This is a genomic window from Enterococcus sp. AZ080 (assembly GCF_051714945.1).
GTDB lineage: Bacteria > Bacillota > Bacilli > Lactobacillales > Enterococcaceae > Enterococcus_B > Enterococcus_B pernyi.
Window position 1 is genome coordinate 91,899 of sequence record NZ_JBIOSV010000002.1, and the last position, 26,112, is coordinate 118,010.

The 26,112-nt window shown below is 36.4% G+C and carries 21 protein-coding genes and 1 pseudogene; 21 read left to right on the forward strand and 1 reads right to left on the reverse strand.

Annotated features, from left to right (window positions below):
• The first annotated feature begins 84 nt into the window (after positions 1-84).
• The 5 genes and pseudogenes from IGK01_RS14345 to IGK01_RS14365 form a co-directional block, all read left to right on the forward strand.
• Positions 85-447 carry an LPXTG cell wall anchor domain-containing protein gene (locus IGK01_RS14345; RefSeq protein WP_438749110.1) on the forward strand — a complete coding sequence of 121 codons (363 nt, stop codon included), beginning with the start codon at positions 85-87 and terminating at the stop codon, positions 445-447.
• A gap of 11 nt (positions 448-458) precedes the next feature.
• Complete coding sequence (locus tag IGK01_RS14350; RefSeq protein WP_438749108.1) at positions 459-1,301, forward strand: WxL domain-containing protein; 843 nt, start codon at positions 459-461, stop codon at positions 1,299-1,301.
• A gap of 93 nt (positions 1,302-1,394) precedes the next feature.
• The gene (locus IGK01_RS14355) at positions 1,395-2,456 is read left to right on the forward strand and encodes a DUF916 and DUF3324 domain-containing protein (protein WP_438749106.1); all 1,062 of its coding nucleotides are present in this window, start codon (positions 1,395-1,397) and stop codon (positions 2,454-2,456) included.
• A 1-nt stretch (position 2,457) separates the two neighbouring features.
• Positions 2,458-4,896: a BspA family leucine-rich repeat surface protein gene (locus IGK01_RS14360; RefSeq protein WP_438770949.1), complete on the forward strand. Its 2,439-nt coding sequence runs from the start codon at positions 2,458-2,460 to the stop codon at positions 4,894-4,896.
• Positions 4,897-5,067: 171 nt separating this feature from the next.
• Positions 5,068-5,385 (forward strand): annotated as a pseudogene (locus IGK01_RS14365) (DUF7006 family protein); the annotation flags it as partial.
• Positions 5,386-5,413: 28 nt separating this feature from the next.
• On the opposite strand, the gene IGK01_RS14370 reads toward IGK01_RS14365, so the two are convergent.
• Positions 5,414-5,989 (reverse strand): recombinase family protein, encoded by a 576-nt coding sequence (locus IGK01_RS14370; RefSeq protein WP_430395223.1) that lies wholly within the window; start codon positions 5,987-5,989, stop codon positions 5,414-5,416.
• Between the two features lie 239 nt (positions 5,990-6,228).
• Here IGK01_RS14370 and mazE point away from each other — a divergent pair, with 239 nt between their 5' ends.
• The 16 genes from mazE (at position 6,229) to IGK01_RS14450 (ending at position 26,096) form a co-directional block, all read left to right on the forward strand.
• Positions 6,229-6,459 (forward strand): type II toxin-antitoxin system PemI/MazE family antitoxin, encoded by a 231-nt coding sequence (gene mazE, locus IGK01_RS14375; protein ID WP_195514590.1) that lies wholly within the window; start codon positions 6,229-6,231, stop codon positions 6,457-6,459.
• Positions 6,459-6,800 (forward strand): type II toxin-antitoxin system PemK/MazF family toxin, encoded by a 342-nt coding sequence (locus IGK01_RS14380; protein WP_347082397.1) that lies wholly within the window; start codon positions 6,459-6,461, stop codon positions 6,798-6,800. Before mazE ends, IGK01_RS14380 begins: the two co-directional genes overlap by 1 nt.
• Positions 6,801-7,050: 250 nt before the next feature.
• Positions 7,051-7,281, forward strand: a complete 231-nt coding sequence (locus IGK01_RS14385; protein ID WP_438749101.1) for a hypothetical protein — start codon at positions 7,051-7,053, stop codon at positions 7,279-7,281.
• 109 nt (positions 7,282-7,390) lie between these two features.
• Positions 7,391-7,621, forward strand: a complete 231-nt coding sequence (locus tag IGK01_RS14390) for a hypothetical protein (protein ID WP_347082401.1) — start codon at positions 7,391-7,393, stop codon at positions 7,619-7,621.
• A 61-nt stretch (positions 7,622-7,682) separates the two neighbouring features.
• Positions 7,683-8,936, forward strand: coding sequence for an efflux RND transporter periplasmic adaptor subunit (locus tag IGK01_RS14395; protein WP_438749097.1), 1,254 nt, complete (start codon positions 7,683-7,685; stop codon positions 8,934-8,936).
• Complete coding sequence (locus tag IGK01_RS14400; RefSeq protein ID WP_347082405.1) at positions 8,923-9,606, forward strand: ABC transporter ATP-binding protein; 684 nt, start codon at positions 8,923-8,925, stop codon at positions 9,604-9,606. The genes IGK01_RS14395 and IGK01_RS14400 overlap by 14 nt, the downstream gene beginning before the upstream one ends.
• A 6-nt stretch (positions 9,607-9,612) precedes the next feature.
• Entirely contained in the window at positions 9,613-10,845 is a 1,233-nt protein-coding gene (locus tag IGK01_RS14405; protein WP_438749095.1) for an ABC transporter permease, read from the forward strand.
• Positions 10,846-10,857: 12 nt separating this feature from the next.
• Positions 10,858-11,514 (forward strand): response regulator transcription factor, encoded by a 657-nt coding sequence (locus IGK01_RS14410; RefSeq protein ID WP_430608579.1) that lies wholly within the window; start codon positions 10,858-10,860, stop codon positions 11,512-11,514.
• Positions 11,511-12,869 carry a HAMP domain-containing sensor histidine kinase gene (locus IGK01_RS14415; RefSeq protein WP_438749092.1) on the forward strand — a complete coding sequence of 453 codons (1,359 nt, stop codon included), beginning with the start codon at positions 11,511-11,513 and terminating at the stop codon, positions 12,867-12,869. Before IGK01_RS14410 ends, IGK01_RS14415 begins: the two co-directional genes overlap by 4 nt.
• Positions 12,870-15,455: 2,586 nt before the next feature.
• On the forward strand, positions 15,456-16,676 hold the full coding sequence (locus tag IGK01_RS14420) for a helix-turn-helix domain containing protein (protein ID WP_137073115.1): 1,221 nt from the start codon (positions 15,456-15,458) through the stop codon (positions 16,674-16,676).
• A 62-nt stretch (positions 16,677-16,738) separates the two neighbouring features.
• On the forward strand, positions 16,739-18,205 hold the full coding sequence (locus IGK01_RS14425; RefSeq protein WP_074802072.1) for a helix-turn-helix domain-containing protein: 1,467 nt from the start codon (positions 16,739-16,741) through the stop codon (positions 18,203-18,205).
• Positions 18,206-18,291: 86 nt separating this feature from the next.
• Positions 18,292-18,441, forward strand: coding sequence for a hypothetical protein (locus IGK01_RS14430; protein WP_175401372.1), 150 nt, complete (start codon positions 18,292-18,294; stop codon positions 18,439-18,441).
• A 371-nt stretch (positions 18,442-18,812) separates the two neighbouring features.
• A complete protein-coding gene (locus IGK01_RS14435; RefSeq protein WP_137073116.1) occupies positions 18,813-19,136 on the forward strand; it encodes an LPXTG cell wall anchor domain-containing protein in 324 nt (107 codons plus the stop codon).
• Positions 19,133-19,960: a WxL domain-containing protein gene (locus IGK01_RS14440; RefSeq protein ID WP_137073117.1), complete on the forward strand. Its 828-nt coding sequence runs from the start codon at positions 19,133-19,135 to the stop codon at positions 19,958-19,960. Before IGK01_RS14435 ends, IGK01_RS14440 begins: the two co-directional genes overlap by 4 nt.
• A gap of 69 nt (positions 19,961-20,029) precedes the next feature.
• The gene (locus IGK01_RS14445; RefSeq protein WP_137073118.1) at positions 20,030-21,067 is read left to right on the forward strand and encodes a DUF916 and DUF3324 domain-containing protein; all 1,038 of its coding nucleotides are present in this window, start codon (positions 20,030-20,032) and stop codon (positions 21,065-21,067) included.
• A 13-nt stretch (positions 21,068-21,080) separates the two neighbouring features.
• Positions 21,081-26,096, forward strand: a complete 5,016-nt coding sequence (locus IGK01_RS14450; RefSeq protein WP_224434988.1) for a WxL domain-containing protein — start codon at positions 21,081-21,083, stop codon at positions 26,094-26,096.
• Positions 26,097-26,112 lie beyond the last annotated feature (16 nt).

Here is a 26,112-nt window from a genome sequence, read left to right on the forward strand (position 1 = left end):
CATCTGATACGATCGGATGTCTTTTTTTTTCGTCTCCTTAAAAACGAAGATTTTTGAGACATCTAAAAATATAGGGGGAGGGATATGAAACACCAAAAAAGATACATACTAAGTATGGGTATGTTACTGATTCAAGTATATGTACCACTAGTAGTTTATGGGACAGAAGTACGCTCTGTGGAAACAGAAGGTACGATTGGTTTTACTGGCATATATGAAACACCAGGAACACCAGATCCAGCACCGGAAGGTGCGATCAAACCAGATTTACCAAAAGAAATTGCTCAACACCCCTCAGGGGTCAGTCACCCAACAGCCAGAAGATTACCGAAAACAAACGAGGAAAAGATGCGCATTTGGTCAATGTTTGGTCTCTTGCTTGTCATCATAGTACTTGGCTTTTGGTTTTGGCGGCACAAAAAGAAAAAAACAAATAAAAGAAAGTAGGATTTAAATACATGGAATTCGTTAGATTAGTAACCATTGCAGCATTAAGCTCAACCATTTTTGTTGGAGGAATCACAGCCTTCGCAGCTGAACTACCCGAGGAAACATCAAAAGAAGTACGTAATGTCACTACGGATGGAACGATTGAATTTACACCAAATGAAGAGGAAGACCTAGTCGTTATTCCACCAGAAGATGGGCCAGATGTAGACGTTGAGCCTGAAGTGCCAGGAACGACCGGACCTTTATCGATCATGAAAGCTGTCACGATGAATTTCGGTCCACAAGTGATCTCGAATCAGGATCAAACCTACAATATGATTGCAGAAAAGCAACAAAAAGCGGGTACGACGGGTGAAGAAAATAAAGTCCCTTATGTCAGTTTTGCGCAAGTACAAGATGTCCGAGGAACGAATGCTGGTTGGGACCTGCAAGTACGTATGACCGACTTTAAAGCAACGAAAGAAACAGTCAATGATACCTTGCTTGGGGCAGAGATTTCATTGTTAAGCCCAAGAATTCAGTATGAAGGAAGTACCCCTGGGAATACGCCAGTAGCTCATACAAGTGGATTGAAATTGATCCCAAATGCTTCTGCTGTATCCGTGATGACCGCAGAAAAAGATAAAGGTGCTGGTGTTTCTTCCGTTGTTTGGGGCAATCAAGCAGACTTAAACGCACAAGAAGCGGACGATAAGGTTGACGTGGTGACAAATAATGCGATCCAATTATTTGTTCCTGGTAAGACAGCGAAAGATGCGGCACAATACAAATCCACACTAACTTGGGAATTATCCAATATACCTGATAATAATGAAGATATTGATAAATCAGGTGAAAATGGCGCCGTATAGTTTTGACGAAACCGAGGGTTTCAGCTGATAGAAGTGAACGGTGTAGCGTTACAATTTTGTAGCGCTACTTTCTTTAAAGAAAGGAGTAAATGAATGAAACAAGCAAGTACATATCGAAAAAATAAAATCCAACAAGCAGGGCTAGTATTGCTTATGGTGTTCGTCAGTTTGTTGGCACCAATGCGCGTAGGGGCAGAAGAAGGAACCTTAAATTTTTATGTGACACCGGAATTCTCAGATAATCAAACAGCAGGTAACAAACGTTACTTTCAGTTAACCCTTGCGCCAGATACGACAGAAAAACTAACGTTGAGACTACAAAACGCAAACGCAGAAGCAAAGAAAATCAAAATCACGCCACATACTGCGTATACGAATGTGATGGGGGTCGTGGAATACGGACAAGACGCGGAAAAAGCCGATCCAACGCTCAATCATTCGCTTGCTGAATTGATCGAACATCCCGAAATCATCGAGCTTGGTGGTAACGAAACGAAAACAGTGACACTTGATCTGAAGATGCCAAAAGAAGCATTTGAAGGATTCTTAGCAGGTGGCTTACGGATTGAAGAAGTCAAAGAAGACACAACAGAAGAGACGAGTGACGAAGAAGGGGTCGCCATCCAAAATGAGTTTGCCTATATTATCGGTGTGGTCGTGAGTAACAATCAAGACGCCGTGCAACCTGATTTAGAGTTGTTGGATGTCTTTGCCGATCAACTCAACTACCGTAATGTGATCAGTGCGAATCTACAAAACTTTACGCCGACATTTGTTAATCGTTTGGCCGTCGAAGCTACGGTACAAAAAGTGGGCGAAGAAGAAATTTTATACCAAGCCAGTCAAGAACAAATGCAAATGGCGCCGAATTCGAATTTCAACTTTCCGATTTCTTTAGAAGGCGATCGCTTTCGTAGTGGGGAGTATCTATTGAAAATGACGGCACGTTCAGGAGAAGAGGAATGGCAATGGGAACGGAAATTTACCATTGAAGCAGATGAAGCTCGAGCATTGAATCGTTCAGATGTCACGATTGATACAAGTATTAATTGGTGGATCGTTGCAGTGATTAGCCTGATTATTCTGTTGTTGTTGATTATCATTTGGCTACTTATTAAGAAACAAAGAGCTGAAAAAAATGAGGAGAACCAGTAAAATGAAAATAAAAAAGGTCTTAGTCGTGGCAAGTACTAGTCTTCTTTGTTTTCATTCGATCTTTTTTCCAGTGATTTCAACGAGTACACCTATCTTCGCTATCGAGCAGTCCAAAGCACTACCGAAAGAACCTGAATTATTGGATCCACTGGAAAATACGACAGAAACACAGGCGCCTACTTTTTCATTCGAAGAAAATAAAGAGTCATATACGGCAGGTCAACAGTTCTTCTTAGTCATACATGTCAGTCAAGAAGTTTCCGAGTTTGTGATGGATCTCCCGAAGGGAGTCAGTATCGTAGAAGACCAGCAATCTACCGATATTCAATTCGCCAATATAGAAGGAAATCAGTGGCAGGTGAAGGCGAATTCTCCACAAGTGACCTTTTCCATTCCACTAGTTGTAGAAAAAGAAGGAACATATGAAATAACGGTTGGAAAATCAAAAACGATGCTTAACATTCAACCAGAGGAGAGTCAACAAACGACTGATCAAGAAATTATTTCTTCAGAAGAAAAAGAACCATCGAATATTGTAGAATCAATAGTAGAGGATGAAATGAATACCAATCAGGAAACTGAAGATCATCGGGTCGACGCTGCTAAAAATGGGATGTGGGGAACCGTGAGTTGGACCTGGGAATCGTCCGCTCGTACGATTACCTTGCAGGGAGGAACTGCTGGATCTTTAAACTCAAGCCCATGGAGAATCCATACAGATGTTGTAAGAATTATAGTCGGGAATAGAGTGATCCTGCCGGCAAATTCAGGTTGGCTATTTTGGTCATTGCCAAATTTGGAAAGAATTGATAATGCGGAAAGATTTGACACCTCAAATGTCACTAATATGAATAATATGTTTGGTGGAAGCCCTAGCTTAAAAACGTTAGATCTTTCAAACTGGGATACATCGAACGTTACCGATATGGGATTTATGTTCAATGGTGCAAGGAATCTAGAAACCTTAAATGTTTCCAATTGGAATACGTCAAATGTTACTAGTATGAGAACGATGTTTCAGAATGCTGAAAGTCTAACAGGGATAGATGTTTCAAGCTGGAATACATCGAGTGTTACCGATATGGGATGGATGTTCAATGGTGCAAGTAATCTAGAAACTCTAAATGTTTCCAATTGGGATACATCGAACGTTACCGATATGGGATTTATGTTCAATGGTGCAAGGAATCTAACAACCTTAAATGTCTCAAACTGGAATACGTCAAATGTTACTAATATGAGAGCGATGTTTCAGAATACCGAAAGTTTACAAGTGATAGATGTTTCGAACTGGAATACATCGAATGTTACTGATATGACGAATATGTTTGCCGGTAGTAATCGATTGGTAATGTTAAATTTATCTCATTGGAATACGACAAATGTTTCTGAAGCTACTAGTATGTTTTTTAATACGACCAATCTTTCAGAGCTTCATCTAGGCACAAGGTCTCGATTTGATCATTTGGCGAGTCCGCCTACTATGCCTACCATTACTTCTTCGGATAACTATACTGGTAGCTGGGTTTATTATTTGAATCAAGCAAATACAATTCCTGAAGCCTATATTACCTCTTCTTCAGCTAATTTTTGGCGGGAATACGATGGTAGTAATCCAGGTACTTATCAGTGGCAAAAAAAAGGATCAGTAGCCGTTCATTACAGAGATATCAATGATCAAGAAATTATCGCTTCAGAAATCATTACTGGTGGGATACGTGAACCATTTCAAATTGAAGAAAAAGCAATTGAAGGGTATAAGTTACAAGAAATTCCAGATAATACTTCCGGTCGATTTACTGAAGAAGAACAACCCGTCATTTTTCGATACATGAAAAATACAGTAAATCCTGTAGATCCATTAAATCCAGAAATTGAAGTTGACCTAGAAAGTAAACCAAATCTACCTGAAGATCAAGGACTATTAAGTATTGACTTTGTTTCATCTTTTAACTTTGGTTCACAATCTATTTCGATTAATGACCAAACCTATTATGCACAACCACAGCGCTTACTAAATGAAGATGGGACGGTTAGAGAGACAGAAGAACGCCCAAACTATGTTCAGATCAGTGATCGACGCCCAGAATCTGAGCGCAATGGTTGGGAATTAGCAGTCACGCAACAAGAACAATTTAAAGGGAAAGAAAACCAAGTATTGACTGGCGCTAGTATAACTCTGTTAAACCAACAAGTCGTTACTGCTCAAGGCGGAACCGCTCCAGAACTTCAATCCGTTCATCCCCTAATACCTGGAAATCGCCAAAGATTGCTCAAAGCACAAGGTAGTGAAGGTATGGGGACTTGGATCTATCGGTTTGGTGATGCAGAAACAGTAAAAGAAAGTGTGGCACTCAATGTACCAAAAGGAGCGAATCCAGAAGCAACTACTTATTCGACCAAGTTGACGTGGGAATTAAGTAGTGTGCCTGACAATTAGAAAAGCATTCCATTTTCTCTCCTTTTACTATAACTTTACAAACTTTGATAAATCAAAAAATTGTTATCCAGAATGCCGATCTAAATACTGTAGTTAGATCCATAAAAATGAAGACAAAAGGAAAGGAGAATGTAAGATGAAACCACTCTAACAAAGGATGAATATCTACGTCAGTTTCAAGAAAGAATGTCACATGACAAAAAAGAAAACGAAGAACTGAATGCGTACTTAACACAACAGTTCGAGGAACTCAATCAATTGATAAGCACGATTTCACCAGACAATTTTTGGGGAAATCTCCCTAAAATTATAGGGATTGATGCGAAACTAACACTAATGGCAGAAATAATTTGTTACGACGATAGTAAATTGCCAATAAAAGAGATTTTGCGGCTTGTAGAGACGGACTACCGTACGTATTTTAAGGAACTTTGTGGCAATGATCTGAGTGCAAACAATAAATATTCGATGGTATTTAATGTAGTATAAATTTCTATGAAAAGGAAACACCTAAGAACTACTTAGGTGTTTCCTTTTCCACTATCTTACCAAGATAACGATAAATGGTTGTTCGAGAAACATTCCATCGTTCGGCAATCTTCTTAATAGGCGTACCGTTATCTACTAGAGTCTTCAGTAGTTCCAAATCCTGAGAGGTTAACTTCTCAGGGCGACCACCAAACCTTCCTCTTGCACGTGCAGCTTCTCTTCCAGCAGCCGATCTTTCTAAAATCAAATTGCGCTCAAATTCGGCAAAAGCCGCAAACAAATGAAACATAAGTTGTCCCGTAGAGCTAGATTTGTCCATTGTAATATTTTCTTGAAGACTATGAAAACTCACACCACGTTCATTCAAACGATTAACGATCGAAATCAGATCTTCCATATTTCTTCCCAGCCGATCCAAACGCCAAACCACGAGAGTATCTCCAGAACGAACAAAATCGATGGCCATTTCCAATCCTGGTCGATTACTTTTTGCTCCACTCATATGATCGGTGAAAATCTTTTCACAACCAAATTTGTTTAAACTATCTTCTTGTAAATCTAAATTTTGTAATCCAGTAGACACTCGAGCGTATCCTATTTTCAAAAAAATCACTCCTAACTAAAATCTATTGTAACATAACTTTATCTATATAGATTAAATGAACATAGATTTTGGTATGGGTTTATGAACACTAAAAGTATAGAAAAATTTAAAATTAAGGTGAAAAAATGAAGTGTCCAGAAACGGACGGTTTTATGTACACCGAATACATAAATAAATATTTTAAAACTATTGCGTTACTTAGTGTTGTTTATTATCATTAAATAAAAGAGGTGATATCTATGCTTATTACAAAATCTAGATTACAAGGAAGTTCTGTAGTGATTACTCTTCCGTCTGATAATGGTAAAAAACCTTCAGATAACCAAGAATATATCGTTGTATATTCTGATGATGGAACAATTACGTTAGTTCCTAAAATCGATGATCCATTTAGTGGAGGAGAAGAATCTGAGTATTATGAAAAAGATGAATGGGAAGATTTAACTCCTGAAGGGAGAGAAATTTTATAGTGTCAGAAGATAAAAATTACATTCCTAAAAAAGGGGATATAGTTTGGATTGATTTTGATCCTTTAACAGGAAACGAAATTCAAAAGAGACGTCCAGGATTAGTTGTTTCTCGATATGAGTTTAATCGGAAGACAATGTTTGCGGTAATTTGTCCAATTACTTCTACTATAAAGAATCTACCGACGCGCTATTCTCTTCCTGAAGATTTAGATACAAATGGGCAAGTACTTATTTCGCAATTAAAATCACTAGATTTCAAGAAAAGAAAACTCAAAAAGGTAGAAAATTTACCTTTACAAGATATGGCTAAAATTGATCAGATTATCCAGTATATATGTTAAATATTGTAAATCTAATTACGATACTTAAGGCTGTAGACAAACTCTTATATTCGGAGTGTTGTTTGCAGTCTGAACAATCCAATGATCACTTGGATTGTTTTTTTGTGTGTGAAATTTAAGCGTTATCTTTTTGTTCGGAAAAATTACATAAAAAACAGATTAGCTTTAGAAAGAGAATAGGTCTGTAATGTATGATAGTAAATATAACAAGAGAAACATAACTAAAACAAATAAAAGAGGATGGTTTTTTATGATGAAAAAAGGAACAAAGTATAAAGGGTATCTAGTATTAGTATTTTCGATCGGTCTTTTAGCAGCATGCAGTTCAGAGACCAAAGATACAAGTGAATCAGAGATGCCCAATGTAAAAAGTGAGCGAAAAGTAACCGTGGATGGAAAGGAATGGACTGAACGTGTATTGGATGATGGAATGGTTGTTCGGACGCCAGATGAAGAAGAGTCGGAAAAAAGCGAAGATTAAGTATAATTTGACTATTCTAAGAGCACTTTTTTTATGATTGATCTTAATGAAGGAGCAAAAGTATAACAAGAGAAACATAACTAAAACAAATGGAAGAGGATGATTTTTTATGATGAAAGAAGGAACAAAGTATAAAGGTTATCTGGTATTAATATGTTCTATCGGTCTTTTAGCAGCATGCAGTTCAGAGACCAAAGATACAAGTGAATCAGAGATGCCAAAAGTAAAAAGTGAACGAAAAATAACCGTGGATGGGAAAGAAGGAACAGAAAAAATTTTAGATAATGGAACGGTTGTTCAAGAGTTTGAGGAAGAAGTCTCGGAAAAAGAAGAAGAATGAGCTTTGGATAGAATTATATAAGCGCTTTTCTAATGACTGATCTGAATGAAGGAGTAGGTACATGAAGCCTAAAAAAAGAAAAAAATTCAACCGAAAATGGTATTTGCCAGTAGCAGTCATCACCGTTTTACTAGTGGTTGGTGCAATCAGTATAGTTGCTTCTAGTGGGAAAACAAAAGAAGAAAATTCAGAAACAAATATTGAAGCCCGGTCTGTCAAATCCCTTATTGATGAGGTGAAAGCGGCGAATTTGATTTTAGCAGGAAAAGTCATGCCAAACAATAGCAACAAAATCAAAATTGATCCAGAACGAGGAACAGTGAAAGATATTCTGGTAAATGAAGGAGATGTCGTAGAAAAAGGGCAACCTTTGTTTACATACCAAACGGATCAACAGAGAAAAGTTGTGGAAGCTGAAATGGACGTAGAAATCAAAGTGAGAGCAGTAGAACAAGCACGAGTGACTGCAAATCAAAAATGGACAGCACATAACCAAAAAGTAGCAGAGCTTGGAAAAGCAAGACAAGATTATGCGAAGGAAAAATCCGAAGAGTTACAAAGTACGATCAAAGCATTAGAAGGAGAAATCACTGGTCTACATGCAGAAGCTATTGCTGGCGACAATGAAGTGAAGAATGCCGAAACAGAATTAAGAAGGGCACAGTTACTTCAGGAAAACGAAAAAGAACGACTGAATGAAGACACAGTGACAGCTGATCACTCAGGAAGAATCAAATCGTTGAATCGTGACTTAGTCAATCAATCAAAAGAACGTCAAAAAGAAGATAATTTTATGGAGATCCTTGATGATTCGAACTTGTATGTGGATGGTCAAGTCACTGAATTTGATCGTGAAAAAGTCGCTGTCGATCAGCGAGTTGAAATCATGGATCGTAAAGATCAAGAGAACACTTGGCAAGGAACCATTGTGCAGGTGGCAAATTTAACAAGTGATGCAAAACAAGAGGATCAAAAAGAAGAGAACCCTAATTTATCTAAGTTTCCTTACAAAGTTAAGATCGATCCAAAAGAAGAAATGCCACTGATTGGTTCCAATGTGTATGTCAATATTTTACCACAAGGTTTTGTGCCAGGAAAAGTGATCATCAACCAAAGATACCTCATCGAAAAAGATGAAAAATATTATGTATGGAAAGTCGAAAATAATCGGATCAAAGAGCATGAAGTAAAGGTTAATCTGATGGATGATGAACTTGCAGAAATAGTTGAAGGATTGACTGTTGAAGATCAACTTGCTTTGCCTCAAACAGGAATGGTCGAGGGAATGGAGGTTGGTGCAAGTGTTGACGCTTAACAACATTCAGAAGTCATATTGGCAAGGCGGGAAAGAACTAAAAGTCCTTAAAGATATCTCTTTGCAAATCAATGAAGGAGAATTGGTCGCAATTATGGGGCCATCGGGGTCAGGAAAGTCGACGTTGATGAATATCATTGGTTGTCTGGATACGGCTACATCAGGGGATTATATCGTTGAAGGAACGGATGTCAAAACATTAGCGGACAATTCATTAGCTGATTTTCGTAATGCAAAAATCGGCTTTGTTTTCCAGAATTTCAATCTCATGCCAAAATTAACCGTTTCGCAAAATGTGGAAATGCCCTTAACGTATAAAAAAGTCAATAAAAAAGAGCGGCGTAAGCGTGCCTTAGATATGTTGCAATTAGTAGGATTAGAGGATCGAAGTGAATTCAAACCGATGGAATTATCAGGAGGACAAAAGCAACGTGTCGCAATTGCGAGAGCTTTAGTGACTAACCCTAGTTTTGTTTTAGGTGATGAGCCGACAGGGGCACTTGATACAAAAACCAGTAGCCAAATCATGGACCTTTTTAAAGAATTCCACCAAGCAGGAAAAACAATTATTCTAATTACCCATGAGCCAGAAATCGCAGCGTTATGTCAGCGAACGATCACTTTACGAGATGGTCAAATAATCAGCGACGAACAGAATGAAGTGAGGTGATCAAGAATGGAAGAAATCAGATTTGCCTTACAATCGATTTTTGCTCATAAGATGCGTTCGGTATTGACTATGCTAGGTGTCATTATTGGAATTGCTGCAATTATTTCGATTTTCAGCATCATCGGTGGAAACACCGAAAAAATGAAACGAGAAATGATTGGTGGTAACAATAATACGATGAACATCCAATACGATAAAAAAAGTTCATTCCAAAGTGGAAACCTATTTGGGGGAGGCCTATCAGAAAAGGAAGAAAAAAAACCGTTATACCTTCCGTTTTTACGTGAAGATGTATTAAATAAAATTAATGAGATACCAGAGGTCTTAGCAAGTGGCTTGTCATATCAAAAAGATGGGAAAATCTATAGGAAAGCAAAAGGGGTTGACGCCAAAGTATCTGCTGTCACTTCTTCTGTTGAGGATTTGGAGCAGTTAAACTTCATCAAAGGGGAAGGATTTGCTGCCCAAGCCTTCAAAGAGCAACAACAAGCGATTTTTCTTGAAGATTCCTTGTATGACGAATTATTTCCAAATGAAGAAGGGATCGGACAGTTTGTCGAAGTGAATGGGGTACCATTCAAAGTTCAAGGTGTATTTAAATTAGATCCCAATAGTAGTAATCTATTTAGCTTTGAGAAAAGAGCTTACGTTCCTTTGCAGCAAGCACATAAACTATCTGATGAGTTAGATATTGTGCCACTTGTCACGATCCAAACAAATAATACCGATCAATTACAAGGCGCTGCAGAAAAAGCAGCAAAGATTCTTAATCAACAGATCCCACCATCCGATTATGAATATGGGGTAATGAATCTTGGCGAATTTGCTAGAGAATTGGAACGGATGAACCAATCGAGTTTTATTCTTTTAGCAGGTATAGCAAGTATCTCGTTATTAGTGGGGGGAATCGGTGTGATGAATATCATGTTGGTCTCTGTCACGGAAAGAACGAAAGAAATCGGGATAAAGAAAGCACTCGGTGCAAGAAGAAAAGTAATTTTAAAACAATTCTTAGTAGAAGCGGTCGTCTTGACTTTGATTGGTGGGATACTGGGGATACTTATAGGCTTACTAAGTGGCTATATCATCACCCAGTCGCTTGATTTTCCTTATATCGTGTCCACACTATCTATTATCGTTAGCTTAGTTTTTTGTTCCCTAATGGGTGTGATATTTGGCTTATTACCAGCGATGAAAGCATCCAAATTAAACCCTATTGAGGCATTACGCTTTGAATAAGGAGAGAGTGATATGGAAAGAATTTTAGTGGTTGAAGATGAATATATGATCAATCAAATCGTGACGGAATTTTTAAAAGAACGCAAGTATGAAGTTTATTCAGTAAGAAGTGGCGAACAGGCATTGGAAGCTTTTGCGGAGCTAAGTTTTGATTTGATCCTATTGGACATTATGTTGCCTGGGATAAGGGGGACGGATGTTTTAAAGAAAATTCGGGAAACGTCGGATGTGCCGATCATCATGCTGACTGCCTTGGATGATGAATATACGCAGTTGCTCAGTTTTTCCCATTTGATCAGTGACTATGTCGTCAAACCTTTTTCCCCACTTATTTTGATCAAACGGATCGAAAATGTGTTTCGGATGAATCAAGGAAATCCCCACATCACTATCGGGGAGTACGCCATTGATCTTGATGGTGGTCTTGTAAAATACCAAGAGGAAGAAATCCATTTAACAAGAAAAGAGTATGATATTTTAGTGATTCTAATAAGAAACAAAGGGAAAATCATCACGCGAGAACAATTAGTACATCAAGCTTGGTCGTATGAATATCAGTTGGAAAGTCGAATATTAGATAATCATCTAAAAAATATCCGAAAGAAAATGCCACTTTTATCAATAAAAACGATCAAAAATAGAGGTTACCAGCTTGAGGACACCCCATGAGTATCATGTTGAAAAACTTTCTCTTTTCTGGGATCATCATTTTTCTAGTTTCGATTCTTTCGTTGATTGTCTTATATTTTACGATGCCAGTCTACTATGAACGAATGAAGCTGAACGAAATAAACAAGGAGTTCAATCAAGTGGCAAAGAGTATAGAGAATAAAGACTTAGCTACCATGCAAAAGGTGGTTGATCAATACTGGCTTGAAAGTGGAAGAGAACAAAGTCTGGATGTCATATTGCTTAATAACAATGGTCTAGTCATGGGTCCCTTCTTTGACGAGAATGTTGAGTATTCAGAAATAAGTATTTTTTCTGATGAAATGAGTCTTTATCAAGAAATTACTGATAAAGAAGGTCACACTTATTATTTAGTTGGTATATACTCAATGCAACCAGTCGCAGAAGCAAGTCAAGTGTTACTTCATTTATATCCATTTATCATCATTGTCTCACTAATCATTGGGGGCATCGGCGCTTACTACTATAGTATTTATTCGACAAAAAAAATCAAAGAGATATCCAAAGTAACAGAAAAAATGATCGAATTAGATGCGGATATTCGTTGTGATGTCAAAGGTACGGATGAAATCTCACTTTTAGCGCAAGATATCAACCATCTATATGTTTCTTTGATCCAAACAATTGAAGTGTTAGAGCTTGAAGTAGCTAAAACGAAAGAATTGGAACAAGCAAAGTCAGAGTTTATGCAAATCGCTTCTCATGAATTGAAAACACCTGTTGCTTCATTGATGGGGTTGATTGATGGCATGATCTATAATGTCGGAAAATTTAAAGACAGAGAGCGATATTTAGAAGTTTGCAAAAATATTTTGCAAGAACAAACAGAAATGATCAATAATATCCTCTTTGCCTCAAGAAACAATTTGCCTTCAGATGATGTGGTCTATGAAGAAGTCTCAATCAAAGAAATGATCGAACATAAATTGACTTCTTTCCGGATACTTGCTGAAGCAGAACAGAAAAAACTAGTCGTTAATCTAAAAGGGGAGAAAATCATCGGTAATAAAAATGATATTGATAAAATTTTAGATAATCTACTAAGTAATGCCTTCAAATATACGAAGCATGAGGGAGAAATCAGTCTGTTTTTTGATGGTAAACAATTAGTGATTGAAAATGAAGTGAATCAGATACTTACGGAGGAGGAATTAATTAAGATTTTCCAACCTTTTTATCGACCGGATTTTAGCAGAAGTCGAGATACTGGAGGTTCTGGTTTAGGATTGTTTATCGTACAACAACTTTTTGAAAAATATGGCTGGGAGTATTCATTCAAGTCAACTGCTAATTCAAGGATGTGCTTTTCTGTCATTTTTGTTGAAAGCAGCTAACAACCAAATTGCACAACTGCTATTTGCCAGGGACTTTGATTTTTTATTTTTACACACTCAACTGGAATGTACAAAACCACACTATACCATACCACTAAATAGTAAAGAACAACCCCATCCAAAAACTCACAATGTACTAGAAACTCTTGTAGAAAATTTAGTCCCTGGTGAGTAGCAGTTGTGCAATCAGGTTGTTATATAAAGTAAGAAAACAAGCGGTAATGATTTATGTGGACCGAAAAAAATTTGTTCTAATTTAAAAATAAGGACAGCTCATAAAAATGACAGTTGTATCGTAAACATAGATATTTTTATATTATATTGTCTTTGAGTACATGGAAGTGGATAACTAATCAATTATTTTAATTGTATATCGTTTTATTTCTTTACTAATTTTATAAGGGAACCAATTTGAACATTTTCCAATTATTTGAATGAAGCATTTAAAAACTCTAGGTAAAACAATATCAATTCTCTTTCTGTTTAGTGAGATAATTGTATAGCTTCTTAGCAGCTTTTTTCAATTACAATTTGTAGCACTCAAATACCATTATATTTGATAAATTGTATTGTACTTAAATTGGAAGACACATAAATCGTTATTTATTCTGTAGTGATGTGCTATTAAGTAGTATTTTTTTGTTTAATAGGATATCGCTATTTTAATAATATTTAAGGTTTAAAAAAAATTAATAGAAATGATTGCACTAATTAAGGATAATAGTTCACAAATTAATTTGATTTATTTTCAATTTTGCAAAAAATTCTCAGCTATTGACACGTAGTATATATTATATGACTAAGTGACAGTAACTCGGTATCTTTTCAGTTAGTATATAAATATCGAAGCAAAAAGTATGGAAAATAAGTATTTTTTAACCTTTATATAGAATTAACATAAACACAGAATAGTAGATATTCTTTAAATTATATTATATTAAATAGATAGTATGATATCAGTTTACAAATTTTAAATAATGAGATAATTTTCACAGGTTCAACAGAAGGTGCAAATAATGATTTTTATTTGAAGTATATTTCGGATAATGTAAATAAAAACATTTTAAAAAAGATAAGGAGTGAAATGAGTCTTGAGATTTTGATAACGATTGCTTATCGATGTGTATTATTATACCTGAATCCTTATTATTAAATTTAACCAGTAGAGTCATAATATTCGATTCTTTCTTCTATAACAATGTAGATAATTTCTATTATTTGATATTGCAAGGTTTTGTTGTAAACAAACTATTGTCGTTTTATTTATTCTTAAATAAAAAGGAAGCGTTTACTTGACGGTGTTACGCGTGATAATAAATGAAGATTAAACAAATTTTAGAATAATATATCATAGTGTCACAGTAACTATTTTAATGGGTGATTATCAATACTTTGAAGTTTCTAGTTTGGTATTTCAATGGAAATTGATTAAAAAAGATTAATGAAGATACCTAGAAAGAGAAATTATCTTCTGAATTATTATTTGCTAAAACTATAGTATTAATTTCTTCAGGATCCAGTATTTCAGTCTTTCTATAAGAAGGTTTCTCTAATCAAACTAAAAAAAGATAGTGAAATAGAAATTTCGAATTCACTTTAAAACCTTGAATAAAATAGATCCGAGTATATCGAAAAAATGGCTTATCCGCTTAATAATCAAAAATGAATGGGATTCCAAATGAAACTATTAGAATATCTATTCTTGGTGAACAAGGAACCAAAGTAATTCGTATTCATTTTCCATAAGAAGCAAAAAGGGATTGGGATAAGTTGCCTAACAATCAGATAGCCAGTCAAATAGTTGAGAATAATCGGTTAATAACGAGTCGAACAAGAAAGAGAAGGTTTTAACTTTAGACGATAGCGGATTTTATGAAGGTCATAATAAAGAAATATCAGAGTAAATTAAAACAGATATAGATATATTTAAGAATGTAGATCGAGTCACAAACTCAGTTGAGTATATTGATGATTTAAATAATAATTCAGTAGACGAAAAATGTATACAGAACAACTTTATATTATATTCTTCATTAAAAATTCTCATCAGAGATTTAATTATTCAGGAAATAAACACGAGATTAATTTCGAATCAAATATTTTCACACTAACTGCTCTATTTATAAGTTCTGAGAATAGCAGTTTTTGAACGAAGTGAAGTGCATATTGAAGCTTCGATTATTTTTAACAGTTGGAGGTGGATTCTGTCAATTACAGTGAGAGATAAAACTTATCATTCACAGCCTCAACGCTTAACAAAAGTAGCAGGACAAATTAACGATAATTGAGGAACGTACAAATAAAAAATCGACGTGTAGATAATGAAGAAACTGAAAGTATATTATTGATTTCTGAAGAAATGATGGACCTTATTACTAGTAAGAATATGTAAGGAGTCAGTATCACTTTGATAATGAGAATAATGTAGGTTAGAGTACATTTTTTTAAATATCGCAAGCTTCTGGAACTAAATCTACAAACTATTAAACGACTTTTACACGGTATCTCAGTATAGTACCAGTAAACGAATAATAAAAACTGTGAAAAGAGACCTTTTCCTATTTTACGAAAGGAGAATATCTATCAATGAAGCCTTTGTTTGAGCATTTGATTTGTAAAAAAAAGATCCGGAGATGGTTTAATTTATTGAATCTATTAGAACAAGATGAATATGCAACGCTGAATACGCTTGCAAAAAAAACTAATTATACACGGCGAACAATTTTAAATGATGTCCAAGAATTAAAAGCCTATTTTGATTGCTCGATTCTTTGGATTGGAGATGAAACAGGGTATCATTTTTCCTTACAAGATCCCAATACTTATGAACAGAAAAAACGTGCTTTATTAGCCGAAGAACAATTTTTTTTCTTTTTTGACTGCATTGCCAGTGGACAAGAACTATCTAATGCCCAATGGGCAAAAAAACTAAATGTGTCAAGTGCCAGTTTTGGCCGGATGAAGCATCAATTCCAATCTTTTTTAACCAAGCAGTACAAAGTTAAGCTAGATGCTAAGAACAACTTTTTTGTGGGGGAAGAAGTGACGATCCGTCAGCTACTCTATGATTTTTATTTTTCGTTGCCGGTCTATCCAGAGGTGGCTATAGAAAAAATCAAACAGTTATGTAAGATACAAACAAGAGTACAAAAAGGAGCGTGGCAGATAGATGAAAAACGAATGAACCAATGGATAGTTATTGCGCAATTAAGAATAACACAGAGATGCGAGCTAAAAAAAAATGAGGAAACTTCTCTCCAAAAAATGCTTGTACGAGCATTCAATTATCAAGTCACAATTTCGTTACCAAATCAAGAAAAAGCAGCACTATTTCTTTTATCCTTAAAGGAGGAACAGTTTCTTAATCCAATGCTACAAAAGAGGTTTTTAAGAGAATTTTCTCTGCCAAATGTCTCTTCTTATATGTTAATACAAACAGATGAGGAACTTGCTTCTCAGTTTCTTAGTACCTACTTATCATTAATGCACCTTTTTTTTCAATTATTGCCCTGTCATAAAAGTAGGGTTATTCGTCAAAAAGAGTTCTATTATAAATCTCTCTACGTTACCTATCGATTGTCAGGATCCAATGCACTAAAGAGATGGATAAAAAAGGAAGTAGAATCAGAATTACTCCAAGCTGGCTGGTTAGTCGTGAACATATCTGCATTTGATAAGACTTCTTATCAACATTTTCTTGAAGTGAGTAATCTCACGGAAATAAATCAGAAGGAAAGAGTCTTAAAGCTATCTCAGTTCCCCAGAAAAGAAGAGATACAGAAGGCAATCTCCCGATACTTCGCATAAGTATCATGGCATATTGTAATCAAAGACAAGATATATAATTAACAAAAGGAGGAACGGAATCGATGCGTCAACTCCAATTAGATTTTATGGTGAATTCTATGAGTACTAGATGGATTCAAATATTAAATAATATTGAAAAAGAACCGAATTTTACGCTTGTTGCATTATCGAAAAGACTTTCTGTATCACAACGGACGCTAGGAAAAGATATTAACGGCATTAAAGAGTATTTTGGGGAACATATTATCTTATGTGCTAAACAAACCGGATATAGATTTGAAGAGGTTAACCATGACTGCTATATGGACAAAAAGGCAGATTTGGTAAAATCGGAGATACTTTTTGCTGTAATTGGTCAGATTTTTAGAGGCGAATTAAAACCTTTTCAAGAACTAGCCCTTGAATATAACTACGGGGAAAGTTCATTTCGACGTTTTTTACTTCGGGCTGAAAAGCCTCTCAAATCCTATGATTTAAAACTTAGTTTGAATCCTGTCACGTTAGTTGGAGATGAAGAGAATATCAGGAAATTTTTTTATGATTTTTACTACTTGGGGGAATACACAACGCATACGATACAGCCACCCAAAATTATACACTCATTAATTCTGGAAAATTTATCCGATTATTTGGGCGATTATGAAGTTGGTACTGGGGTATCTGCTGCAGAATTTTATTTTTTGGTATATCTTATGATGAACCGAGTCCAGCAAGGAAAACTCGTGACCCTTACTTTTTTTAAAAAGCAAAGGATTACAAAAGCAAAGGATTTTATCATGCTGTATTCTCTTCGAGATTTGTTAGCTAACGCATTTAATATAAATATACCTAAGGATGAGTTTATCTGGCTTTATTTAATACTTGTGGCGCAGCGCACGATTAATCAGATTGAACGAGAACGACATTTTTACAGCCTATTTAATCAACGGCCTTTAATAAAATCAGTCGCATGGAAGTATTTTTCGAATTCTCAGTTTGAAGGCTGGGATCGTAAGATTCTCACCGATTTATTATCTTCATTTTTGGCTTCAAAAAGCCTCACCTACACTCTTCATCCTATTTGGAATAAGCAATTAGCAGAAGAAAGAGATCAAGCTATTGTGAACCACTCACAAGCCTATCAAACAAACCGTCAATTTTTACGCCAGCATCAGAAGGTGCTTGGATTAGGTGAACAGTTCTTTGAGGATGTCGTTGTCGAATTTACTTTGTTCACTAATCTGTTACTTAGAACTTATTATCCTAAAAAGTCTGTTTTATTTTTATTAGCAGGTAATTCTATTGTGGTCCAAACGCTTTACCAGCAGGCCAAGCAACGTATAGGCCACAATCATCGGATTCAATTACTTCCCTTGCAAGAATTGACGTCAGATCGAATTGATGCTGAGGAAATTGATTTAGTTGTGACGAATTATCGTCCCTATCTCTGGGAGTATTCATTAAAAAAAGATTATTTGTTGGTAAATACGATTCCAAGTGAGAATGATTGGACACGTATAACTAAGCAACTAAATCGGCACTTATACTAAATTTTTTCTTTGGAAAAATAGAAAGATATTTCTACATTATTTCAATAATACGGAAAATAAGGAGAATGCCGCATTCTCAGGAAATTATGAACCCAATCGTAGAAATAGAAATAATCTTAAAAGAAGAAGTAACCTTAAAAGAAGAAGTAACCTTAAAACAAGATAATTATAAAAATGGAAGTTCAAACTTAAAGCGTAATTATAAGAGCGAAATATTTTCTAAACTTGCTTTATAAATAAATTAAACGATAGTTTATTAAAAAAGTATAACATATGCTGATTTAGTAGTGACTTGTGATTAAAAGAAGACATGGTAGTACTCTTTGTGAAAAAACTTATCCCTATTATGATGCGTTAAGACAATTATAAATACAAAATTATTTCTCGATTTTATTCGAACGTATTTACAATTCGTAAAATACTCACATGTGAGAGAAATGTTTATAGATATTTTTTCATTTCCTTATATTACGAAAATAATGGATTTTATTTAATGAAAATTTTAGGTAAAGTATCAGTTGCAGAGAGGATATATCTAAAAACCGATCTGTAAACATACAACCAAAATATGATGGGTTATATATCGGTTTGTAAAAGGAGGAGGGAAATGAAAAATGCAAAAAAACTTGTTAACAACAATATATTGTTACTTCTATGCATACCGTATAGGGTAGAAGCCGCCTTGATTCAGTCGACTGAGTCCGAAGGATCAATTCAGTTTTCAGGATATTACGAGCCAATCGGTACACCAGATCCACCACCGGTTTTAACCACCCAAACAGGCGGTAAGCTGCCGCAAACAAACACTATTGTGCAAAACCACTCACTGATTTTAATAGGTTGGTTAATCATTATTCTAGTTGTTATTATCAGTGTAAAAATAAGACTAAGAAAATCAAAAATAAAAGTTGAAAGAGGAAATCACATATGAAATTTATTCGGTTAATAAGTGTTACTGCATTATCTACTACCATTTTAGCTGGAGGCGTTCAAGTGTTTGCTGATGGAGAACAGAAAGAAACAAGCGAAGTCCGTAAAACGACAACCGAAGGTCAAATCACATTCACCCCAGGAAATGATGATACTGAAGTGGATAAACTACCAGAAGGTCCAGACGTAACAATCCCACCTATTACAGGACCAGATGGACAAAATAAAGGACCGTTAACGATTGCGACGGTGCCAACGATGAACTTCGGCTCACAAATTATCTCAACTACCGATAAAAATTACAATATGGTTGCAGAAAGACAACAAAAGGCAGGCACGACGGGCGCAGAAAACATGGTCCCTTATGTGAGTTTGGCACAAGTCCAAGACACACGTGGTACGAATAAAGGATGGAAACTAACGGTTAGCTTGTCTGAATTTGAGGGACCAAAGGATACACAAAATTCCATACTTAAAGGCGCGAAAATCACCTTATTTAATCCAGAACTAATTTATAGCGTTGAAGACCTTGAACAAAAACCCGAGGTACATGCTACGGGCCTTGAGATTTTACCCGGGGAAAAGGCTGTGCCAGTGATGACAGCGGCAGCTAAAAAAGGTGCCGGATCAACTTCCGTTGTTTGGGGGAACTACGCGACCATTGCACAACAAGTCACAGCGGGAGCGGACGTAGTCGAAAATGAAGCAATCAAACTATTTGTCCCAGGTTCAACTGCAAAAGATGCCGTGACGTATCGCTCCACACTGACATGGGAATTAACTACAACTCCAGAAAATCCAGATCCTAAGAGTATAGAAATCTAAAAAAAACAATTTGTTTATCAAATGACAAACTAATAGTATCACAGCACCTTGTAAGAAAGGATTCATAGAATGAAACCTACAAAAAAGAACGATAGACACCTGTGGATACTCGCTATTCTCTTCTTTTTCTTTCCGACGTCAGTTCAAGCAGAAGAAACGGCGCTAAATATTTATGCCACACCACTTTTTCCAGACAGCCAAGTAGATGAGGACAAAGGCTATTACGATTTGAATCTAGCCCCGAATCAAAAAGAAACCTTGCGTTTGGAGATTGGGAATACGAGTGCAGAACCCATAAGGATTCAGTTGACACCGCATACGGCGTATACCAACGTGTTAGGACACGTCGAATACGGCAAAGATGCCGAAGAAGCGGATCCAACCTTAACCCACTCCTTGGATGAGCTGATAACTACTTCCGGTGTCATTGAATTAGCTGGAAATGAAAAGAAGACGGTTGAGATTCCCTTACAGATGCCAGAAGAAGCCTTTGACGGCTTTTTAGCAGGTGGGTTACGCATTGCCGAACTAAAAGAGGAAACAGAAGAAACCAATGAAGGAGAAGGCGTGGCCATTAAAAATGAATTTGCCTATGTGGTTGGTGTGGTCGTCAGTAATAACAGAGACTCAGTGCAACCGGAGTTAGAACTATTAGATGTGTTTGCAGATCAATTGAACTACCGCAATGTGATCAGCGCCACTTTACAAAACTTTACACCCACTTTTGTCAATCAATTGGCGGTGGAAGCTACCGTAAAACGAGCAGGGGAGAACGAGGTTCTCTATAAGGCGGAGAAAGAAATGATGCAGATGGCACCTAATTCCAATTTCAATTTTCCAATTTCCTTAGAAGGAGACCGGTTTCGAAGTGGGAACTATATCTTAGAATTGACGGCTACTTCTGGAGACAATGAATGGTCATGGACGCGTGAATTTACGATTGAAGCTGATGAAGCCCGAAAGCTAAATCGAGAAGACGTAACGATTGATTCAGGTGTCAATTGGTGGATGATTGGAGCGATTATTTTGCTTATTTTAATACTTGGACTTGTGCTTTACCTGATGAGACAAAAGAAAAGAACACGTGAAAGCGAAAAAGAAGTATAGAGAGGAGGATTCCATGAGAAAGCTAATGAAAAAAGGAATGCTCGTTTTAGGGACGACGATTCTTATTCTACATGCATTCCTCCTGCCAGTAGGCAGCGTCTATGCGGAAACTACGGAGAAAAAAGAAGCGGGGCAGATACAGAAAGAAGAACAGTTGGAACTTCCAACCATGAAAAACTACCTGGAAGTGGAAGAAGAAAGCGAGCCTCGCTTTTATTTTCCTCACTCTCGCCTGCAAGGAACGGTTGAAGCGCCATTGAAGGTGACCTTTTTCTCAGATCAAGAGGTGTCAGAGGCAAGGATTACTCTTTCGAAGGAAGCAAAGCTGGGAAAAGATCAGTTACAAGCTGGGATTACCATCGATCAAGAAGAAGAATCAGGTGAATGGGTGATTCAAGCGGAGCGTGCGCAACAAACGTTTGTACTTCCTGTGGTATTTGAATCTGAAGGCAACTATGAGGTGTCGGTCGAAGAAGCAACTGCGACACTTGAAATATCGAAAAAGGAAGAACCGGAGACTGAAGATCAATCAGAAACGAATCAGGATTCGTCTGATGAAGCAAATGAAGAGACGAATACAACGAAACAATCAGAAGAAAAAGAAGCGCTTATAGCAACCGAAGAATCGAATGAAGAATCAATTCCTTCTAAGAACAAAAAATTCGAAAAGACAGTCTTTGAAGGAAATACGGCAGAAGTCGCAACAATGGCTGCATTTAGAGAAGCAGTTGCAAATCCTGAAGTCGGAATTATCTCTGTTCAAGCGAGTTTAACTGAAACTACAGCAAATATCATGACGATCGATCGACCAATCAAGATACAAGGAAACGGTCATACGCTGACTTTTGGTAACAATAGTTTTTATTTTCAATTAGCAGAAGTGAGTGAACCAATGACCTTTCGGATAGAGGACGCAACAATCACAAAGACTGGCACTACTCCTTTAGTCAATGCAACAACGCAAGTTAGTCGCAATTGGGTATTAGAAATAGAAGATGTAGCAGAAGTCAACGCAAATACGATGCGACTTGCTTCTATGCCAGATGGAACGATTATTTTTACAGGTGGGAACTCCAATTTTACGCGGATAATTTCTTCTGCGGCTTTTATTGAAGCAAAAGAAGTCAAAGCTGTAAATCAAGCACAAGTGACAATTAGCCGAGGTAATATGACTATCTTCTTTTCTTCAGCCCTAGTATCGGCGCCAAAACTTGTAATAGAAGCTGGCTCAGCAATTACGATTATGACAACTGGTGGGACGGCAAATACGATCGATTTAAGAGGAGAAAAATCCGAAATAGCTTTACAAACAAATGGGAAGTTATCTATAAGCACGTTTGGAACTCCAGCAACTCCGACCATTACAACAAATAATGCTATTATACTCAGCGGCGCAAGTCCTAAAATTTCGGTTAATTCAGCTAGTGAGCTAACGGTTACAAGCACGGCTGCTAAAAGAGGCATATATCTATCTGGAAATAATCCTAAAATAATAGTTGTTGATTCAAAATTATCTGTGACCTCTGCTACACACGCAGCAATTAGTCTAATAGGTAGTGAGCCATTGTTTTCGGCCACTAAAAGTAATAGTGACATTCGCTCAACAACAGGAGCGACACTTGCCTTGACTGGTGATTCACCTAAAGTTGATTATGAGGAGGGGACCGGGAGTTTTACAAGTACTACAGGTCAAAGAATAAACTTAATTGGCGATAATCCACAGTTGTCATTAAATCAGACACAATTTTTTCTGACAGCTACTACAGGTCGAGGTATCTACTTACAAGGAATAGTTCCACAGGTATTAATGAATGAGAGTAGCATTGAAATGACGGATACTGATCCTTCTCAAGCAATGATTTTACGAGGAACAGATGCGTTACTTTCTTTGAGAAATAAAAGTGAGATGTCCATCAATGGTGGTGGAACTGGGACGTTAGAAAACGTTGCAATAGGAGACAATAATGCGCGTCCAGAGCTTTCCGTTACAGGTGGCTCAAAGTTGTCCGTTACAACATCCAGTGCTACTCGATCTCCGACAGACACTTTAAATAATGCTATTCATTTAAGAGGAGTAGAACCAAAAATAAATATTACCAGTGGGTCAGAGCTCAATGTTTCTGTAACTTCTAATGCACGCCGCGGACTATATTTAAACGGTACAAATGCGGAAGTTAATTTAAATGACAGTCACTTAGATATAAATACAATATCCGGTCGAGCACTCAATCTAAATGGAGAAAGTAGCACGCTAAATGCTAATAAATCAAATCTAAAGCTTAATACTGCAGAGGGTGCAGGTATATCTCTATCTGGACACAATGCTTTAGTTAATACACAATCTAGTCTTATTGATTTTATTGGTACAACTGGTTATGGAGTAGAAATCACGGGTAACAAACCCAAATTCCTTTCATCTGATAGTGAAATCAACATCAAAAATATGAGGTCAGCCAATGGAGTAACGTTGAATGGGCAAAATTCTTTTTTAGAATTGACTAATAACAGCCAAATGTCTATAGCTGGAGGAAACGGCATACATGAAAATATCTTAATCGGAAATGGGAATACTAATCCATCATTAAAGGTAACTGATAACTCAAACTTATCGATTAGAGCACAGAGTACCACAAATACTGCAGCAATTGATAATAATAACTCCATCCGAATAGCTGGATCCTCACCAATATTAGAGGTCTCAAAAAATTCTAAAATATCCATTGATGTTTTATCGGGTGGACCTAGAAGTATTTTTATGAATGGAGAGTCTGCAGATTTAAAAGTGGAGAATAATTCTGAAATTATCAGTAAGAATTTATATGGTACTTCTATTGGAATGAGCACGACTAATGCACAGCTTACAGTAGATAATTTTTCGAAAATAGATATTGAGAGTTCAGCGAGAAGAAATAATCCTTTGATTGATATTACTACGGGGTCAAATGATGTTTATATAAGAAATAATTCATCTATTTCTAGCAAGCACGTAGAGTTTGATAATCCTGGGACTAATACTCGAGCACTATCTATGAGTGGTTCTAACAATAATATTATTATTACAAGTGGTGGAACTCTCAACTTAAATAATAGGCATTATACCCATCGTCCTAATAGTGGCTCTGTTTCATCAAATTATTCTACTATTTATCTTGGGAATGGAGAGAATAATTTTAGTATCGATAATAATAGTGCGGATAGAGCTAGGTCACAATTACGTTTAACGAATGATTATGCAGCAGCTTTGTATTCTGATGGTGGACATCTAAAATTTAATCAAAAAGCGGATACTATTTTTTATGCTGAAGGCTCTTCAATTAATACTCGTGAATGGGGGGTTTTCGTAGCCCAAGACACTATGGAATTCAATGTACACTCCCCGTACTATTTTGATTTTAAAAACGTCAGGAAAGATGGAGGTGATATTTTTGGAACTAAAAACGGATCTAGCTTAAATATAACAGATACTTTTTTTTCCGCATGGGCCACTGGAAGTAAGTTTGATAATGATCCCCAAATAGGTTTCTTTGAGAAAATTGATGTCGCTTATGAAGGAAGAGATTTTGTTTCCGCATCTTCGAGTAATAATCTGAACCTAACAGACTCTTTACCTGGACTATCTGGAAGAGTATCCAGAATATCTGCTAATAATTCAGCTCCTATTTTAGACGGAGTTAGGCAACCAACCAATGCAGATCAATCATTTATAGCTGAGTTTTCTTATAAAGAAGGATTAGATGATATAAGGGAAGCTGGTACGGATGAAATTACTGTCGAAATAAAAGTAACGGATCCCGACAATAATTCTAATAATTATACGGCTTCTACGGTGGGGAACGAATCACCGATCCAAACATGGGAAGAAAAAGAAAATAACGCTCTCGGAAAAGCTGGAAGAGTATCTTTTGAATTTGAAAATCTCCTCAAAGAAGGTACAATTATTGAATTTGTATCAATAAGTAGAGGAATGAATGAGGGAGGGATATCCCTATCACAAGAAGAATTGGAAAAGATCCGTCCAATAACGGTTATAAATGTAACTCCACCAGAGTTAGTTGATTTTGGCCACTTTATAGAGTTAACTACTGAGACCACTTCCATTAAGGCATTACCAAATCATATAAACATTCCTGGAAATAATGCGTTGTTGTATATTAATAATCAGCATATAGCGACACAGAAAGTAGGAAATGATGGTAGTTTTTCTTTCGAACTAAAAACTAAACTAAATGAAAGTGATGAAGTGCAAGTTTTGATGGAAGATAATCAGGGAGCCGTAATTGATAGTTATAGTACTATAACTAGTGTTTTTAAAAGACCAGAAACTAATAATGATAATGGAAATAGAAACCCTCAAATGGAGGATTATAAATATCATGATGCAGTTTTTCCAAGTGCTAGAACTTATATTGTTGAGCTAGCAAGTAAAGTCTCACCTGTTGATCCATTGAGTCCTGAAACAAAAGTAGAACCTGAAAATCCACCAGTGCTTTCTGAAAATCAGGGGAAATTAAGTATAGATTTTGTCTCTAGATTTACCTTTGGCCAACAAGGTATTTCTACAAGAACGCAAAACTACTATGCTCAACCACAACGATTATTGAATGAGGACGGGAGCATCGATGAGAAGGAAGAACGACCAAATTATGTTCAAATAAGTGATCGAAGGCTAGGAGACACACGTAACGGTTGGGTATTGTCAGTGACCCAAAACGGACAGTTCGCAGATCCAAATGATCATAAACTAAAGGGAGCTAGTTTACAGTTGACCAATCAACAGTTAGCGTCTGTCCAAGAGACAGGAAAACCTGAATTAAATGAGACTGACAGAGTCGCATTGCTTCCTGGAGTCAAGACAAAATTATTGACAGCCAAAGATGGTCAAGGTGCAGAAACTTGGATCTATCGGTTTGGGGATAGAAAAAATGCTGGGGAAAGTGTCGTTCTTGAAGTGCCACCAATAGCTGCTCCGAAAGCGACCACTTACCAAACGACTTTAACCTGGGAATTAAGTATGGTACCCAATAATTGATAAGTTAGAAGAAGAG